Source organism: Beggiatoa leptomitoformis (genome assembly GCF_001305575.3).
GTDB lineage: Bacteria > Pseudomonadota > Gammaproteobacteria > Beggiatoales > Beggiatoaceae > Beggiatoa > Beggiatoa leptomitoformis.
Genome location: NZ_CP012373.2, coordinates 2,355,503 through 2,372,273, shown reverse-complemented (window position 1 = coordinate 2,372,273; position 16,771 = coordinate 2,355,503). Strand labels below are relative to the sequence as shown.

17 protein-coding genes are annotated in these 16,771 nt (G+C 39.4%); 4 read left to right on the top strand and 13 right to left on the bottom strand.

The window, feature by feature from the left end:
• Positions 1-28 precede the first annotated feature (28 nt).
• The 3 genes from AL038_RS09890 to AL038_RS09880 are packed head-to-tail and all read right to left on the bottom strand — an operon-like array spanning position 29 to position 1,860.
• The gene (locus tag AL038_RS09890) at positions 29-742 is read right to left on the bottom strand and encodes a glycoside hydrolase family 19 protein (protein ID WP_062152360.1); all 714 of its coding nucleotides are present in this window, start codon (positions 740-742) and stop codon (positions 29-31) included.
• 27 nt (positions 743-769) lie between these two features.
• Positions 770-1,132 carry a DUF2304 domain-containing protein gene (locus AL038_RS09885; protein WP_062152358.1) on the bottom strand — a complete coding sequence of 121 codons (363 nt, stop codon included), beginning with the start codon at positions 1,130-1,132 and terminating at the stop codon, positions 770-772.
• Positions 1,129-1,860: a glycosyltransferase family 2 protein gene (locus AL038_RS09880; RefSeq protein WP_062152357.1), complete on the bottom strand. Its 732-nt coding sequence runs from the start codon at positions 1,858-1,860 to the stop codon at positions 1,129-1,131. The genes AL038_RS09885 and AL038_RS09880 overlap by 4 nt, the downstream gene beginning before the upstream one ends.
• Positions 1,861-1,985: 125 nt before the next feature.
• Here AL038_RS09880 and lptM point away from each other — a divergent pair, with 125 nt between their 5' ends.
• Entirely contained in the window at positions 1,986-2,147 is a 162-nt protein-coding gene (lptM, locus tag AL038_RS09875) for an LPS translocon maturation chaperone LptM (protein WP_145917089.1), read from the top strand.
• Positions 2,148-3,392 carry a diaminopimelate decarboxylase gene (lysA, locus tag AL038_RS09870; RefSeq protein ID WP_062152355.1) on the top strand — a complete coding sequence of 415 codons (1,245 nt, stop codon included), beginning with the start codon at positions 2,148-2,150 and terminating at the stop codon, positions 3,390-3,392. It begins immediately after the preceding gene.
• 95 nt (positions 3,393-3,487) lie between these two features.
• Here lysA and AL038_RS09865 read toward each other — a convergent pair whose 3' ends face one another.
• Positions 3,488-4,603 carry an FIST signal transduction protein gene (locus tag AL038_RS09865; RefSeq protein ID WP_062152353.1) on the bottom strand — a complete coding sequence of 372 codons (1,116 nt, stop codon included), beginning with the start codon at positions 4,601-4,603 and terminating at the stop codon, positions 3,488-3,490.
• A gap of 110 nt (positions 4,604-4,713) precedes the next feature.
• Between AL038_RS09865 and AL038_RS09860 the strand changes: the two genes are divergently transcribed.
• Positions 4,714-4,911: a hypothetical protein gene (locus tag AL038_RS09860; protein WP_062152351.1), complete on the top strand. Its 198-nt coding sequence runs from the start codon at positions 4,714-4,716 to the stop codon at positions 4,909-4,911.
• A gap of 15 nt (positions 4,912-4,926) precedes the next feature.
• Here the strand turns inward: AL038_RS09860 and AL038_RS09855 are convergent, their stop codons facing one another.
• The 8 genes from AL038_RS09855 to AL038_RS09820 form a co-directional block, all read right to left on the bottom strand.
• Positions 4,927-5,781, bottom strand: a complete 855-nt coding sequence (locus AL038_RS09855) for a segregation and condensation protein A (RefSeq protein ID WP_062152349.1) — start codon at positions 5,779-5,781, stop codon at positions 4,927-4,929.
• Positions 5,781-7,685, bottom strand: a complete 1,905-nt coding sequence (locus AL038_RS09850; RefSeq protein ID WP_062152347.1) for an AsmA family protein — start codon at positions 7,683-7,685, stop codon at positions 5,781-5,783. Before AL038_RS09850 ends, AL038_RS09855 begins: the two co-directional genes overlap by 1 nt.
• A gap of 125 nt (positions 7,686-7,810) precedes the next feature.
• Complete coding sequence (locus AL038_RS09845) at positions 7,811-8,833, bottom strand: ABC transporter substrate-binding protein (protein ID WP_062152345.1); 1,023 nt, start codon at positions 8,831-8,833, stop codon at positions 7,811-7,813.
• Positions 8,830-10,944, bottom strand: coding sequence for an MFS transporter (locus tag AL038_RS09840; RefSeq protein ID WP_062152344.1), 2,115 nt, complete (start codon positions 10,942-10,944; stop codon positions 8,830-8,832). The genes AL038_RS09845 and AL038_RS09840 overlap by 4 nt, the downstream gene beginning before the upstream one ends.
• Positions 10,941-11,459, bottom strand: coding sequence for a hypothetical protein (locus AL038_RS09835; RefSeq protein ID WP_145917088.1), 519 nt, complete (start codon positions 11,457-11,459; stop codon positions 10,941-10,943). The genes AL038_RS09840 and AL038_RS09835 overlap by 4 nt, the downstream gene beginning before the upstream one ends.
• 18 nt (positions 11,460-11,477) lie before the next feature.
• Positions 11,478-12,226, bottom strand: a protein-coding gene (locus AL038_RS09830; protein WP_101539186.1) for an IS5 family transposase whose coding sequence is annotated in 2 segments (ribosomal slippage) — positions 11,478-11,812 and positions 11,812-12,226 — 750 coding nt in all. Because the reading frame shifts where the segments join, the coding sequence is not laid out codon by codon here.
• A 32-nt stretch (positions 12,227-12,258) separates the two neighbouring features.
• The gene (locus AL038_RS09825; RefSeq protein WP_062152340.1) at positions 12,259-12,594 is read right to left on the bottom strand and encodes a hypothetical protein; all 336 of its coding nucleotides are present in this window, start codon (positions 12,592-12,594) and stop codon (positions 12,259-12,261) included.
• Positions 12,595-12,706: 112 nt separating this feature from the next.
• Complete coding sequence (locus tag AL038_RS09820; protein ID WP_062152338.1) at positions 12,707-14,146, bottom strand: SUMF1/EgtB/PvdO family nonheme iron enzyme; 1,440 nt, start codon at positions 14,144-14,146, stop codon at positions 12,707-12,709.
• Between the two features lie 375 nt (positions 14,147-14,521).
• On the opposite strand from AL038_RS09820, the gene AL038_RS09815 reads away from it, so the two are divergent.
• Entirely contained in the window at positions 14,522-15,478 is a 957-nt protein-coding gene (locus tag AL038_RS09815) for a hypothetical protein (protein ID WP_062152336.1), read from the top strand.
• Positions 15,479-15,591: 113 nt separating this feature from the next.
• On the opposite strand, the gene ftsY is transcribed toward AL038_RS09815, so the two are convergent.
• The gene (ftsY, locus tag AL038_RS09810) at positions 15,592-16,596 is read right to left on the bottom strand and encodes a signal recognition particle-docking protein FtsY (protein WP_062152334.1); all 1,005 of its coding nucleotides are present in this window, start codon (positions 16,594-16,596) and stop codon (positions 15,592-15,594) included.
• Positions 16,597-16,771: the final 175 nt, after the last annotated feature.

Genomic DNA, 16,771 nt, shown 5'->3' with positions numbered 1-16,771 from the left:
GGGTGCAAATCCCTTTGCACTGTCTAAGCTACACAGTTAAGAGGGCTAAACCTTTTTGATAAGCTTCACTAAATTCTTTCAAACCGTGTGAACCACCATTAATAGCCCGACGCGCACTTTTTAAATCATTTGCTTCTAATGCACGTTTTATTCTGGCTTCTTTGTCCAAAATAAAATGTGCCAATAAACGCGATGCAATAGTAGGATCATTAGCTAAGTCTGGATTATCAATTAACTGAGTGCTTAATTTTAATCGTTCGCTGTATTTTGCATAATTAACACGCCCTGTTAATTGAATAAATCCCCGTCCTCTAAAACGCTCTCCATCAGGCTCACCCCGATTGCCTAAATCTGCACGATTATCATATAAATTAAATGGATGCCCATCAGGGGAAGTATTAAACTTAGACTTATATTCGCTAATGGGTTCAAAACGCACAGATTCTACACGGATAGTTGCTAATGCAAGCAATACCAATTTTTTATCAATTAATCCCATGATTTTAAAAGCAGATAATATTTCGGGTAAATATTTTTCAATATTGCGCCGTGAAACAGCAGGAAACAAAGCTGCAACAAAATCAACCGTAAAATCAGCAAGACTATCAACGGATTCAGAAGATTCTGAGGGTATTATAACCGCGCTTGAATCGACAAAATCAACGGTCGGTGTAATAGTGTCAGGTATTGGTGTGGATTCTACGGTGGGTGATTGCTTTAAATCGTCAGTAATATCAGGCATGATTGTGCATCTCTGTGTAAAAAATAACTAATCCGTTTCATTATTCTGCGCAGGCGGTTGTTTCATCTGCTCTGCTTCTAAAAGAGCCAAACGTTGTGCTAAACGGCGCATTTTGCGTTCTAGTTGCGATTGATGCAAATCAATACTTAATACTTTTATTAAAATCATACTCATGCCCAATACAAATAATAAGGTTGGTGGATAACTAATCCCCAGTTGTAAGGCAAAAAAATCAATGATTCTAGGAAAAATCCCTAGAATGACGACTAGAAACGCAGTTAATAACCACCAAAAGGCATGATGACCATGTAAACGGTCACGACGAATTAACCATAAAATGGTGGTAGCAAGTCCTAATCCTAATACGGCGGAAGTCACTTGATAGGTCATTTAAAAATCGTAGGAGTAAGAGGTAATTGCCGAATTCTAATCCGTTTTGAGCGGGCAAGACAGAGCGTCAAGGTATAAACCATATAGTGCGTGACTGCCCACCATGAGCTAAAAATGCGAGAATGCCCACTGCTACGTGGATACATGAGAATTGGCACTTCCTCAATGAGTAAGTTATTTTGGGATAATAACATTAAAACACCCATATCCTGATAATCCAATAATGTCGCTTCATTAGAGGCTAAAATCGCAATGGCTTTTTTATTATAACCTCTTAAGCCAGAAGTTAAATCTTCTAAAGTAACACCCGATAACCAGCGAAACAGTGACCACGCCAAGCGACGCGCTAGGCTTCCACGTTGGGGGTGCGCGCCAATCACAACATCACAATACGCGGGGGCGAGTGTTGCTAACAGTGTTGGGATTGATTCGGGTTCGTGCTGTCCGTCTGCGTCCATCGTAATGGCGATGTCATATCCTTGTTGCCACGCATAACGCAAGCCTGTTTGTGTTGCGCCCCACGCACCGAGTGAATAAGCCAGCGGGATAACATACGCCCCTGCTTGACGAGCAATTGTTGCAGTGTCATCTTGGCTAGCATCATCAATGACAACAATTTGCCCAAAAAAACAGCGTTGAATGCCCTGAATAACCGTTCCAACACTTTGAGCTTCATTCTTTGCAGGGATTAAAATAACAACTTTTTTATGTAACTCATAATCTTGCATAGTAACACACGTTGAGATAAAAAGTTTTATCTTATCATACCGTGATTTTATTGCTTGTGTTGCTTGTTATCCATGAGAAATCATACAATTTTACCCGTCATTCCCCATTATTTTCCGCAAATACTATGAAAAAAACATACGGTTTATGTATTGTATTATTGCTTTGCTATTTGACTGCTTGTGGGCAAAAAGGCGATTTAGTCCGTCCAGTGCCTGATGATGTACAAGCTTTGTCTAAAAAAAGCCCCGTGATTCCCGTACATTCTAAAACCAATGAGAATAAATAAATGGATTGTTTTCAGTATAGAAACGGCGTGTTACACGCTGAAGATATTAGTTTAGTGAGCATTGCTGAGCAGTATGGCACGCCTTGTTATGTTTATTCGCGCACCGCTATTGAACAGCAATGGCGAACTTTTGATAGAGCCTTAACCGCTTATCCGCATTTGATTTGTTATGCAGTAAAAGCAAATTCAAACCTTGCTGTATTAAATACCTTAGCACAACTCGGTGCAGGTTTTGACATCGTATCTGGTGGCGAATTAGAACGGGTTTTACACGCGGGTGGACAGGCAAACAAAATTGTATTTTCTGGCGTGGGTAAAACCATTGCTGAAATGCAGAGAGCATTAGAGCTTGGTATTTTTTGTTTTAATGTTGAATCAGAAGCAGAATTATTCCGCCTTAATGACGTTGCGGGCAAAATGGGCAAGCGCGCGCCTGTTTCATTGCGTGTTAATCCTGATGTGGATGCTAAAACGCACCCGTATATTTCTACGGGAATGAAAAAAAATAAGTTTGGTATTGATATCGCACTTGCACCATTGGTTTATGCAACGGCTGCTCAGTTGCCACATATTGAAGTAACAGGGGTTGATTGTCATATCGGCTCACAACTGACCGAAATTACACCTTTTATTGATGCAGCACAGCGTGTTATGCAATTAGTCGCTACCTTAAAGCAACAAGGAATTGAGCTGAAACATGTTGATTTTGGTGGCGGTTTAGGGGTGCAATATGATGCGGAAACACCACCGAGTGTTGTCGAGTATGCGCAAGCCTTACAAGCTATTTTAGGTAATGCGCCTTATCAAATTGTGTTTGAACCGGGGCGCGTTATCGTTGCAAATGCAGGTATTCTGTTAACCAAAGTAGAATATTTAAAGCAAACACCTGAAAAGCATTTTGCCATTGTTGATGCGGCAATGAATGATTTAATCCGCCCTGCATTGTATAGCGCGTGGCAAGCCGTTAGCCCTGTCATACCGCGTGAAGATATATCATCACAAGAATATGACATTGTAGGACCTATTTGTGAAACAGGCGATTTTTTAGCAAAAGACCGTAATCTATCTTTACAACCAGATGATTTATTAGCGATTCGTTCAGCAGGTGCGTATGGTTTTGCAATGAGTTCGAATTATAACAGCCGTCCACGTGTTGCCGAGATTATGGTACAGGGTGCAGAATGTCGTGTGATTCGCCAACGGGAGAATGTGGCAGATTTGTGGGCGTTGGAGCGTATTTGGTAATTTATTAACGGAATAAACTTTATTCAGACTGGCTTTAATGTCTGGTTGTGGGAAGGCAGATAACACCGCTTCAAACGGTGTTATCTGCGGTCAGGTTATAAAAATAAGGTTAATACCCCTGTATAACCATACAAGCGTTGGTGCGAAATTTCCCCATTAGCAAAAAAACCAACCAGTGGAACATCGCCTAATACCGATTGGATAATCTTTAGCTCTTCAGAGTTTTCCCCAAATAAATTTGCACCCCGTCCTAAGCAAGAATAATAAACGCCCCCTTTTGGCGTGGTTGTTAGACCTTTTTTAATATTATTCAGCATTTTTATCAGGTCTTCGCGGGCTGTTCGTGAGTCGCGCTGAGCAAATATAATGGGTGTTCCTGTATTCACTAATTCACCAATAGCCACTAATTTATTTTCCTTATCAATCCCGACTAAATTACGGATTAAATAATCGCCTGTGTCTGAGCCTTGCACAGGTAAGGCTGCAAAAATATGCCCCGCAACTTGATTTAAATCATTGGCTAATTCTTCACCTATATCTTCATTAAAAACATCTAGTGCTGGACGGTCATCTAATTTAACCAGTACGTTATAGCTAGATTCAGTAATTTGATGACGTTGCCCTATGGTTGCACACCCCTGTGTTAAACGGGTTGTTACCACAACATTACTGTCAAACATTACGCCCGATAAATTACCTTCTGTAATATTATCCGCTATTTGAAAATAGTGTTGGCGCGAACTGGTTAAGCCACCTACTAAGAACCCCTCGCCCATGCGTTCACTCAATTGCGTGATTTGATGCGCAATTTTTTGATTGCGTGGGTCGCCGTGTACAACAGCAAATAACGGTTGTTTGCTCGCTAACCATGTTTGATGCGTGCTGACAAAATCGTCAAAATCTTCATTAGTGGTACTAAAAATATTAAAAGAATTTTCAGGAAATTGACCTAACATCATCACAATAGCAGGGGAATTAAAATATTCTTGTCCTGTGCAGCAGATACCAATTCCCGTTGTACCCACCCAATGTTCTATTTGAGTACGGTGTTTTAAGTGCGACAAAATATCATAGACAGACTCAGCAAATTTATCCGTTAGATATAAAAAGCCTAAGTTGGCAGGTTTATTTAAGTCCATTTGTGCAAGACAACTTTCCATTGCTTCTTGCCATTGTGTTGCACTGGCGTGACCTATTTGAAAACTATCCATGCCAATAATCTCCCAATTAGTGAATAAAAAGAGTTATAAATAGGGTTGTACCAAATGATGTAAATCCTGACAACAAATATAGTAACCGTATTTTAAAAAGAGAATAAGAAATGACCTATTCAACAGATTTCCGTAAAAAAGTATTGCTCGTTACCAAGTTTCACTTGGTAATGCTTGGCGGGTACTTGAACGCCCCACGCCTAAGTCCGCTTGTACTCGGCAAGCGGAGCTTGCAAGGCAGGCATTACCGAGCAGAGCTTGGTAACGAGCAAAATGATGTAAATCCTGACAACAAATATAATCGGTAATGCAGAACAAACAATTTAATAATCACTGAGTGCCGTCAATTTGATATGTAGATGTTCAGTATTTTTTTCTACTTGAATCGGGCTAAATATTTCCGCTTGTGTAATTGTAATCAGGGATTCTTTGGCTAATTCTAAAATGGCTAATAAGGTGACAACAACACCCGCCCGTCCTTCTTCTACGGTAAATAGGTGAATAAACGCCACTGCTCGCCCTTGTTCTAAACACGCCAATATCATTCCCATGCGTTCACGTACAGATAAAGGCTCTAGCATAATTTGATGTGAACGAAACAAGGCAGCACGTGCCATTAATTCTTTCATAGCAAGTAATAAAGCTGACCATGGAATAGTCGGAATAATCACTTCATAGGGGATTTCTGGCGTATCCACGCTAACAGGGAAAAGCTCCCGCCCGACTTGGGGCATGACAGCAAATGTTTCTGCCGCCTTTTTAAAACGGGCATATTCCTGTAGTTGTTGAACTAGTTTTGCTCGAGGGTCATTTGCTGGGTCATCTTCAGCACGTGCTTGATGTTCAGGTAATAACAAGCGCGATTTAATTTCCATTAAAACAGCCGCCATCACTAAATATTCAGCCGCCAAATCAAGCTGAAAATCTTTCATTAAATCAATAAACTGCAAGTATTGACGTGTAACTTCGGCAATCGGAATATCTAAAATATTGATATTTTGATGTTGGATGAGATACAGCAATAAGTCTAAAGGGCCTTCAAACTGTTCTAAAAAAACCTTTAGCGCATCAGGCGGAATATATAAATCATCAGGTAAATCAATAAAAGGCGCGCCCTCAATAATGGCTAGCGGATTATCGAGGGGGGAAGATTCTGGTGTATCAGTGACTATATTCATTACTCAATCACAATTGCCGTATCTTTCACAATAATATCATTCATCTTTAGCGTATCAATCATGATTGTGCCTTGCAGATTGGTTGCCTGTATTTCTGCCCAAGGCAAGTCGGGTAAGATTGTGTTTGTCGACTTATTATTGGCGGTTTGTGTCGGTGCTAAATAACGGTCTGCATCAATATCATCCACTTGCAACGCGAGTTTTCCTATTAATGGTTGCCACGCACTTACGTTGATATAACCGCGTAAACGGCTTTGATCTACACGTAAGTTAATATCGGTTAATTGTACGCTATGTAAATCACTCTTAACTTGCAGACTTAATTCCGCCGCGTCTAAAGCCTTTGCATCGCGGGTACTGGGCGGAGAAATATTTAATTTTTTCAATAGTTCACGTGGACTAAAGCTGGCTAGTTGTATCGTGCCTAACAGGACGGGTTGGGTTGTCCATTGCGTAAAATTGGCTTGTCCTGTCAGACGTAGCCCAAAAGCACTTAATACGGATTGTTCTAACGTTGCTGTTTTGGCGGGTACATTTATTTGCAAATTATTGATAGATGCGTTGTTATCATCGATAATACCTTGTAAATCCACCTTTAACGCTTCACGTGTGCCATTTACAGCCAAGCGCAACGCCGCTGTTTTTAAGGGCAAATAGGCAAGTTCAGGAATGGTAAAATCAAATGTTTGTAAAAATTCTTTTAAAGAAAATGGTTTAACAATTAACTCACCAATAAATAAGGGATTTGTAAAAAGTTGTTGAATTGTTAAAACGGCGGTTGCATTCAGATTTGCGATTTGTAGCACAAAATTGACCATTTGTAATTGTTGTGTATTTATATCTAATTGAATTTGTGGAATAGTTAAAGTATGTTTATCCAGTTGAATATTAATATTATTAAGACTGACTTTATCTTGCAATGTGGCATCAATCTCAGCACTCGCATTAATAGATTGTAATTTATCACTATTATTTATGTTGATACCCAGTTGTTTTAAGGCAATTTGTGGGGCAAAAGATGGAACAGTGAGTTTACCCGTTAAATGTGGGTTAGTGAGTAAATTTTGCGTATTAAGTTGTAACTGTATATTTATATTGTCTAATAAATTGATTTGTAAAGTATCTATAGCGAGTTGTTGTTGCGCAATGTCAACAAAAAGTTGGGTATTAATCCGTAACGTTTGTTGCTGATTGGGAATAGCTTGCCCTGTTGCTGTCAGCGTCATGGTCAATGGGTTTAAACGATATTGCTGTTTTGTTGGGGTCAGTTGAATTTGGGTATTTAACGCTATTTCCGTTTTTAAATTAGTGGATAATAGTTGACTGGCTAAATGGAGCGGTAGCACTTGTTGATTTAAGGGATACGCCAGAGTCCCCATGTCTATATTTAAATTTGTCGCACTGTAATGTTGTTGTTGCTGTACATCATCCCAGTGAATTTGTGCCTGTTGTAACGTCGTTTGTTGAATCTCAATGCTAAAACTGTTTGATGCTGTATTATCTGTCGTGGCGGATTTATTAGATAAATCTTCCCAGTTCCCTTGTCCCAGTATATTACGTTGTAAATTTAGATTAACCCCTGACAGTAATACTTTTTCCAGCACAATGCGTTTCATCAACAACGGCAAAATCTGCAACCGTATCTCAGTATTTTCTATAGAAATAAAGGCAATTTTATCAAAATTTTCTGCATTACTAAGCCATGTTTTTCCCATGGTTATGCTAATGCGTGGCAACAATGAGATGCTAATGTCGCCCTCAATGTATAAAGTGCGTCCTGTTGCGGTTTTAACCATTTCAGCCAGCGTACTTTTATAATCGTTTGGGTTAATCAGTTGACTGGCAACAATAATACTAAAGAGTAAGACTAAAAAAACGACACCAATAATTTTGAGAATTTTCATTACTTTTCTGCAAAAAAATTAAGGGAATATACTCACAACACTACCTTATTTGCTGTTACCTCGCTATCGCTTTTTTTTGAGGATGCTGAGTTGAATAACGGCAAAAATGGCGGACAGCGTAAACGTTAGTTAGCTGGTTTTGTTGGCACGTTGATAACTTCAGCAAATTGAATAACAGGCAGTGGGGGATATGCTTTTAAGGCCGTTGCAATTTTCATATTAATAATAAAAGAAAAACGCTTGAGGGTTTCTATAGGAATTTCTTGAGGGGGAATTTTTTCTACCAGTATTTGTTCTGCTTTGTATGCAGTGAATTGTCCTAGACTGTAATAACCACTGACCAACCCTATCATTGCATCTGCTTTGCGTACAGATTGTTCAGTCGCGGTAAAGGTGGGTAATTTATATAATAATGCGGTACGTGTCAGCACATCGGCATTTGCGCCCGCGACAAAAGAATCAGGCCCGATATATAAGTAATCTACTTTTTCCCGCGCCATTTTTTCTACTAAATCGGGCAATAATTCGGGTAATGGTTGTTCTGCGGCATCTAGGGGAACTGCCATTGCGACCAGTTCAAAATTGAGTTTTTTAGCTTGTGCGCGAAGTTCTTGCACAATAATCACTGAATTTTGTTCTTTTTCATTATAAATAACGCCCAATCGTTTAAACGGTTTATAGCTAATCAATGTATTTAATTGGGTTTCAAGTGGTGCAACATGACTTGTTCCTGTGATATTACGCCCAGATGAAGCATTATTAGCAACAATGCCCGAGCTAACGGCATCAGTTACTAATGTAAAAACAACGGGTATATCCGTAATATGTTTCTCGGGTTTTACTTCTTTTTCTTTGCCTACCAGACCAAGCGTCACGGGTGTTGTTACGGCATAGACCAAATCAGGTTTTGTCTGTTTAATCTCGGCAATAACGTCAGGAAATTTGCTACTGTCCCGATTCATATCTCTTACAATAAATTCAGCAGGAATTTTATTATTTTTGAAGTAGTCACGAAAACCAATATCCACTTCCGTTTCTCCCCGCCAAACCACCATATAGATTTTAAACGGTTTAACCGTTTCATCCGCATAAAGCACGATATTATAAAGTGATAACAGGAAAATAATTAGAAAGCGTAAATTATTCATGTGGTGCTTACCACCTCTGTTGTGGTGTTTGAGGTTGTGCCAAGAAAAGAAAAAAACAGGGTAAACAACACCGCACTAATTAATAACCAAATCCCAATCCCAATAATTGCACCTGTGTATCCATAGAAACCGACAAAAATCGCGGCGATTAGTGAACCTGCAACCGCACCCATGCGTTCAATTAAGCGAAAGAAACTGATGACGGTTGCTTGTCCAAGACGGCGTGATTCTTCAGGGCAAATATCAGGTACAAGCGCGAGTTGTGGGGAAAGACTGATTGCGTGGGCAATACCCAATAGGGTAACGCTAATGACGATGGCAAAAGTATTTTGCCATTCAATAATTAATAAAATCCCAATCGCGCCCAAAAATCCGCCAAAACTGACAAATTGCCGTTTTTTCCCTAAGCGATCGGCTAATGTCGCCGAAAAAGGGGAAATTAAAATCGCAGCGATACCATACAACATTAACACACGCCCAATCGTTGCCTGATTATTATCTAATGAATTCAAGTATAAAGGAACTAAAAAGAAAATAAATCCTGTAAGGGCAAACTTGGTTGGAAATGCACTGAGTAACGATAAGATAACAAAGCGTATATTCTTAAAAAGAACCAGCATTTCTATAAATGTCGCGGGTTTTACTTGGGATTTGTTGGTATTTTTACGTGTACTTTCGTCCGCTAGAAATAAATAAACCATCATTCCTGCGGGTAGCGATAAAATCGCAGACATGATAAAAACCGCCCGAAAACCAATTTGATCCGCCAAAATCCCACCAATTGGAGGGCCACACATTGCGGCCGCCATCACTGCCCCGACAAACATTGCCATGCCTTGTGAACGATTGGTTGCTGTGGTGTTATTAGCAATATAGCCTTGACATGCAATAAACATCATGCCGTACCCAAAGGCGGAGAAGCTACGCCAGAAAAGCAGGTCATATAAGTTAAACGCAAGGCTTGCCCCCAGAAAACCAATGGTGCTGGGAATTAATCCAATCAAGAAAATACGACGGCTGCCATAGTAGTCGGACCAACGCCCAGACATAGGCATTGCAACGGCAACTAGAAACATAAATAAGGAAATGGGTAACCCGATAACCACTTGTTGGGATAATCCGGGAATGGGGGCGTATAGCTCACGGACATAAAGGGGAAAAAATGAGCGAGACAGCTCTTCAGCAAACATAAATAAAAATACAGGGATACGAATATTTATCAGGTTTTTTTCTGAGAGCTTGTAGGGGGGTTCTGTGCTGACTATATAGCGTTCTTTAAAATCGTTAAGGAGATGCAGGCTATCTTTGCCTTTATTGGCTAAGGTTTCAATTTGGTGGCTTATCTGTTGATATTGTAAATTTACTTTCTGGATAAGATTATTAAATGCACTGACAAATCGTCCGATTTCATCTTGGGATTGGTTTGCTATCGTATAGCTAAAATTGCCGCGTCGTGCGCGGGATAAGACATTATTAATTAAGCGAATGGGGGTGGAAATATTAAAAGTAATCAGGAAAAGTAATAATTCAAATGTAATCAGCAGGGAAACCAGCAGAACAATCAGAATATCGTAGGTAATTTCTTCTAAGCTGTTTTGAACAAATTTTTGATCAATACCAATATGTAACGTACCAACTAATTGTTCATCAACAATAATGGGCATCATTGTGTCATAAAACCCCTCAAGCAGAACGATATTACTTGCACCATTCGTTAAAACGGTTTTATTAGGAGTATCATGAAAATAAGTGTGTAGATTATTATTTGTTTCGCCATGTGAATAAATGATATTGCCTGTTTTATTAATAATGGCGATATATTTTATGTCATTATGGTCAGAAACCACTTTCTTTAAAAAAATATCAACGCCTTCTAATTGTTCAAAAGGAACGCCATAGCTTACGGTGCGGAGAATAAGTTGATTAATCGTATTGCCAACGGCGACTGATTTTTTATTAATTTCAGGCATTAATTCATTTTCAAATGCTTGTAAGGAAAAGTAAGAGATTCCCGCAGAGGAAAAAATTAATAAAATCAGTGATAGTGTAAATAATTGATTGCGAATTTTTTTTGCGTATTCGGTGCTTTCTGGAATAGGTTGTTCTGTCATGTTCTTTCTTCAAGCGTCTTAAGGGTTTGTTGCACCTGATATAAGGCGGCTAAGGCTTCTTCGCTCTTGTCTTTAAATTCACAGACATGTTGTTCTAGCTCTGACATGTTCATTTTCTTTTCGCTTATTCCATCTTCATGCATCACGCTGGGATTGTCAGCCGTCTTTTGTAAAGAAGCACTCATTTTTGCAAAACTGCGGGTAATTTCACGAAAGAACAGAAAAACAATTAAAATTGTTAAAATTCCAAAACTACTAATAGCGATAAAGAAAATTTTGGATAGCTGAATGAACATGCTTTGTACTTTACTTTGATGATAGGCTTTAGACGAGCGTAACGCGACACCACCAACAGTTTTACCAAAGTTATTGATGAGGGGAACACCCACAATAAATGCATCTTGATCAGTAACTGTCCAATAGGCTTCTTTTGTTAAACGTTGTTGTGTTTTTAACCAGTTATCAGGGACAATTTGCCCTACTTCTACCATGCTAGTACTAGAGCCTGTCATCAAATAAGAAGGGTTAAAGGTTCAAGCTAAAAGAATCAAGGTAGAAGCCAAATAAACCCCACTTAAGAAATTCCTAGCGCGTTTATCATATCGTGTAGCTATTGCACGATATTGCTTTAATTTACCAAAGAAATGCTCGATTAAATAACGTGCCTTATAAAGAGCTTTATCATAATCAGGTGGATTTAAACGATTTTTCCTGAACGGAATCACAGGTTCTATGCTTTTCTGTTTTAAAACATCTCTAACCCGTTCATCAGCATCATAAGCCTTATCAGCCAATAAAGCGTTTGCCTTTATCTGAGGAATAAGAGCATCAGCCCCTTCAAGGTCGCTTGCCTGTCCCGCAGTCAAAAAAAAAGGGTCGGATTGCCCAGTGCGTCAACAACGGAGTTAATCTTGGTACTTAAACCCCCTGCGCTACGTCCAATGGCTTCATCTGCGCCACCACCACTACTATGTTGATGCGCTCTAACTATTGTGCTGTCTATCATGGCATATTCATTATCGGCATCGGCACTTAGTATCTTGAAAACACGTTCCCAGACACCTTTCTTAGACCAACGACTGAAGCGGGTATGGACGACACGGAAATCACCAAAGCGTTCGGGGAGGTCGCGCCAAGGAATGCCACTGCGATAACGGAATAGAACAGCATCAATAAACAAGCGGTTATCTTTAGCCGTCATCCCGACATGTCCTTTACGCCCAGGGAGTAGCGGTTCTAGTTTTGACCATTGTTCATCGGTTAAGGCATAGCGACGACTCATTGTTTTATCCTTGGCGATATCTGGGTATATACCTATAATATAACATTTTTTACTATTTGATGACACGCCCTAAAGAGTAATGCCCCTGTTTGGTCAAAAATATCAATAGAGAAAATTTGCTCGTCTTGTTGTGCAATCCGTTCAATAATTTTTTGAGTGTTGTTAATTTCGGCTAAAGATAACCCTAGGTTAATGCTGTTCTCTAAGGTATTTTTTAAGTCTAATACCAACACAACAAAACGGGATTGCACAAGACTAGAAAAGGTTTTTTCATACTTGAAATAATTTAATAAACTAATCATCCCCAATGCAAAAGACAAAAGCAGGATAATTGTGAAGGAGATTTTAAGGGTTAAGTTAAGACGCATAACATCGCTTGTTTAAAACATAAGTAAACGGGAAGTGGTAATGTTTTGGAAAAAAAAGATTGTATCGAGATGCAAAAAGGATTATTTACGCACAAAAACGGGTAAAACACCCTCATTTTAATCGGACTAAACGAAATCCACCACTATGACTATAGTCTGTTTTGAGCATTTTAAAACGCGCTGCCATGCGTGAAAATGTTGGACGATAATTCCATGCTCCTCCTCGAACAACAACTTGCTCAGATAGTTGTGTTACAGAACATTCTTTTTCTGGTGGAGAATATGTTGCATGATAGCTTGTACAAGTCCATTCCCATACATTGCCTACAATATCGTATAAACCAAAGGGATTCGCTTGAAAATGACCAACTGGAGCAGTGACTGTAAAACCGTCATCGCATTCATAACCAGACCAACTAAACGGATTATATTTCAATGAATGTGCATCATGGACATTTGCATATTGACAGGCTTGTTTAGCATCAGCCCCCCAAAAATAAGGCGTTTGTGTTCCCCCGCGCCCAGCATATTCCCATTGCGTTTCTGTTGGTAACTGTAGGGTATATCCCGCGATTTTGCTTAGCCATTGCGCATAGTCTTGTGCATCTTGCCATGTTACTTTTATAACAGGTTGTTCATTTTCATTTAACGATTGTTCGCTGTAAGTTCCACTATCATGACTGGGTTTAAACAGTCGATATTGCGCATTCGTGACTTCTGTCTGTCCCATCCAAAATCCTTGTACGCACGCTTTATGCGTAGGGGACTCATCCACATATCTCCCGCCCTCTGTGTCTGGGCTACCCATATTAAAACACCCATCAGGTATCCAGACAAAAACCATTTTTGTGTTTGGTTCTTGCCATGTTTTAAGATTCTTTTTAGCTTCTATTTTATTGTCTGGTTTTATTTCTGGTTTATTATCGGGTGCGGGTCGTATTTGAACAGGTGCTTGGTTTTGCTCTACTTTATCAATAGGATTAACAGGGTTAGAGATAGTTGGCTTACCATTATGAGGATGGGTATTTGTTAGTGTTGGTACGGGTTTTTCAACAGGTGGGACAATAGGGGCTTGAGGTTCTGTCGTTGTTGTTATTTTTTGTTGCAGTACATCAATTTCTTTTGTTAATTCGGCAATGGCTTTATGTTTTGGATTAACTTTTTTCAATCGAGATAGAAAAACCCGTGCTTTTTCTACGGTTTCTTTCTCAATAGCTTGTTTTGTTAAGGTTTCATATTCACGAGCAATGCTTTCTAACCCGTCTAAAGCCGTTTTATTGCGCGGTTCAATTTTTAATACTTGTTTATAACAATCAAAGGCAGTACCTGATTTACCTGTTAATAAGCGTTTCGCATCCAAATGTGTTTGGCAAGTATTTAAAAGCACTGGGACAGACACCGTTGTAGGCTCGTCAGGTGTAGGGATTACAACAGACTGCGTCACTACAGGAGAAGAGGGTGAGTTTATCACATTATTCTCAACGGCTTGTGTCGGCAATGTGCCTAAAAATAAGGGAAATGTGACCGTCAGAATTATCGAGTAATAACGCATAAATAACAGTGAATTCAAATTTTTGAGTAAAAAGGGCTATAAATAATAAAAATGCAAAAACTAAACCATATTTATAATCTACTTAATCCTAAAACTATTCAACTAAAATTTAAATCCAGAAATACTTAATATCTATATGACCACCATAAAATGGTAATATTCACAAGATAATAGTCTTACTGATGACTTGCTAAAATGGGCTTTCTCAAGACAGGTTAAGACTCCTCCTTAAAATAGGTGATTGTTTTATTTCAAGTCCATTTTAATAAAATTGGGTGAATCCGTTTATCAAAACGAGAAAACGTATAAATTAGTTGATGCTTAAGTCTAAATGACTTTAATTTAACCCTCAACATTTTAAGAGAAAAAACGATAATGCAAAAAATCCCTACAGAAGTACAAAAAGATAATAATGCATTAGATATTCGTCTTGTGCGTACAGTAACGGATTGTCGCCACTTTCAAATGGTGCAACAACGGGTTTGGATGTCGGATGATATTGATTTAATTCCCTTTCATGTCGCAATGACCATTGCAAAAAATGGGGGGATATTGCTGGTTGCCAGAACCGCTGATGGCCCTCCAGAATTAGACAGAATGGTAGGAATGGTGATTGGCTGGCCGGGATTGGTTTTGCGAATGGCAGATGGCTCTATGGTTTATAAACATTGTAGCCACATGACGGGCGTATTACCCGAATGGCGGAGTAGGGATATTGGCTTGCGTCTAAAATTAGCACAGCGTGAGGAAATTCTTGCTCAAGGCGTAACAGATTGGATTACTTGGACATTTGACCCATTGCAACATGTTAACGCCGTTTTTAATCTGCATCGTTTAGGCACAACCAGCAATATTTACATGCGCAATATTTATGGGGAAATGCGGGATGAAATTAATGCAGGCTTGCCGACCGACCGTTTACAAGTTGACTGGCGTATTCGAAGCCAATGGGTAGAGGACGTACTGGCGGATAAACGGGATAATAGTTTGTGGCAAGTTGAAGCAGATAAAATGCAAATTTTAGCAACCCAAGAATGGGGGGATGGATTACATCAACCCTTACGCCCTAATACACTGGAACTGGAAGGCAACCCCATTGCAGTTCCCATTCCAGACAGTGTGGATGCTATTCGTAAACAGAGTATTGCATTAATGATTGAATGGCGTTTATTTATGCGAACAGTATTTGAAGAAGCATTTGGCGCAGGCTACGTTATTATCGACTGCGTGCAGTTCCAGAATACAGGGCTAAAATTAGGCTGGCATTATATTTTAGTTCCTGCTTATACCATTCATTATCGACTGTTAAAGAATAATCGCGATAGCAAGTAATCAACTTGTTACTTGTAAAGATAATAATTGTTGTAGGGTGCATTCGTATCGCGTAACGCACCCTATACGGTAAATATTTTAATTCAACTAGTTACTATTGTTAGCAGAAGGGTTTATTCTTCCCGACTTAATAAGGCAGTGACAAAATTTTCCGCAGAAAATACTCGTAAATCATCAGATTGTTCGCCAACACCAATAAAACGAATCGGTAAATTCAGTTTTTTTGCTACCGCGAAAATCATTCCGCCTTTTGCCGTACCGTCCAATTTTGTTAAAGTAATTCCCGTTACACCAACAGCTTGATGAAATTGTTGCGCTTGTACTAGGGCATTTTGTCCGATACTTGCGTCTAATACCAACATAATCTCATGTGGCGCGCTATCATCCAATTTTTGTAACACACGCTTAACCTTTTGCAATTCTGCCATCAGGTTGCTTTGTGTGTGCAAGCGTCCTGCGGTATCTGCAATTAACACATCAATACCTTTTGCCGTCGCCGATTGCAATGCGTCAAAAATGACTGATGCTGAGTCCGCTCGCCCTTGTTGTGCAATAACAGATACTTGATTCCGCTCACCCCACACTTGTAACTGCTCAACGGCTGCCGCGCGGAATGTATCACCCGCCGCTAACATTACCGACCGCCCTTCTGCCTGAAAACGTTTCGCTAATTTACCAATCGTTGTAGTCTTGCCTGCACCATTGACACCAACCATAAGTAATACAAAAGGTTTATTTGATTTTTCAGGCAACACTAAGGGTTTTTCAGCCGTTTGTAACAAGCTCAACATATCAGCTTGTAATGCCGTAAATAAAGCATCCGAATCTTTTAATTGTTGTCGTGATGCCCGCTCGGTTAAATCTTTAATCATCGCTTGCGTGGCATCTACCCCCATATCTGCGGATAACAACAAGGTTTCTAACTCATCCAACAGTGTCGCATCGATTGCCTTCTTACCCAGCAATAAATGCGCTAATCCACTGGTTAGGTTTTCACGGGTACGACTTAATCCTTGTTTTAAACGATTTAATAAACTGGGTTTTGCTGTCTGTTCAGGACTGATTTCTGTAGCGGGTGTCACTGATGAATTTTCTTGCTTTTTGCCGAATATAAACATAGTTTTTCAATTGGTTACAAATTATGGAGTAAGGGGAATTCGTGTTTTTATAATGTAGCTTTATAAAACAGATACAAGTGAAAATATCTTGTCGAGGCGGATTTGTTCATATATAGCCATTTCTAGTTAAAAAATAGCCGTTTTCTTGCGAATGGGAAATGTACAAACAAACACG

Excerpts from the sequence above, each read along its gene's own strand:
- AL038_RS09890 (WP_062152360.1), bottom strand. The coding sequence starts at position 742 with ATGCCTGATATTACTGACGATTTAAAGCAATCACCCACCGTAGAATCC.
- AL038_RS09885 (WP_062152358.1), bottom strand. The coding sequence starts at position 1,132 with ATGACCTATCAAGTGACTTCCGCCGTATTAGGATTAGGACTTGCTACC.
- AL038_RS09880 (WP_062152357.1), bottom strand. The coding sequence starts at position 1,860 with ATGCAAGATTATGAGTTACATAAAAAAGTTGTTATTTTAATCCCTGCA.
- lptM (WP_145917089.1), top strand. The coding sequence starts at position 1,986 with ATGAAAAAAACATACGGTTTATGTATTGTATTATTGCTTTGCTATTTG.
- lysA (WP_062152355.1), top strand. The coding sequence starts at position 2,148 with ATGGATTGTTTTCAGTATAGAAACGGCGTGTTACACGCTGAAGATATT.
- AL038_RS09865 (WP_062152353.1), bottom strand. The coding sequence starts at position 4,603 with ATGGATAGTTTTCAAATAGGTCACGCCAGTGCAACACAATGGCAAGAA.
- AL038_RS09860 (WP_062152351.1), top strand. The coding sequence starts at position 4,714 with ATGACCTATTCAACAGATTTCCGTAAAAAAGTATTGCTCGTTACCAAG.
- AL038_RS09855 (WP_062152349.1), bottom strand. The coding sequence starts at position 5,781 with ATGAATATAGTCACTGATACACCAGAATCTTCCCCCCTCGATAATCCG.
- AL038_RS09850 (WP_062152347.1), bottom strand. The coding sequence starts at position 7,685 with ATGAAAATTCTCAAAATTATTGGTGTCGTTTTTTTAGTCTTACTCTTT.
- AL038_RS09845 (WP_062152345.1), bottom strand. The coding sequence starts at position 8,833 with ATGAATAATTTACGCTTTCTAATTATTTTCCTGTTATCACTTTATAAT.
- AL038_RS09840 (WP_062152344.1), bottom strand. The coding sequence starts at position 10,944 with ATGACAGAACAACCTATTCCAGAAAGCACCGAATACGCAAAAAAAATT.
- AL038_RS09825 (WP_062152340.1), bottom strand. The coding sequence starts at position 12,594 with ATGCGTCTTAACTTAACCCTTAAAATCTCCTTCACAATTATCCTGCTT.
- AL038_RS09820 (WP_062152338.1), bottom strand. The coding sequence starts at position 14,146 with ATGCGTTATTACTCGATAATTCTGACGGTCACATTTCCCTTATTTTTA.
- AL038_RS09815 (WP_062152336.1), top strand. The coding sequence starts at position 14,522 with ATGCAAAAAATCCCTACAGAAGTACAAAAAGATAATAATGCATTAGAT.
- ftsY (WP_062152334.1), bottom strand. The coding sequence starts at position 16,596 with ATGTTTATATTCGGCAAAAAGCAAGAAAATTCATCAGTGACACCCGCT.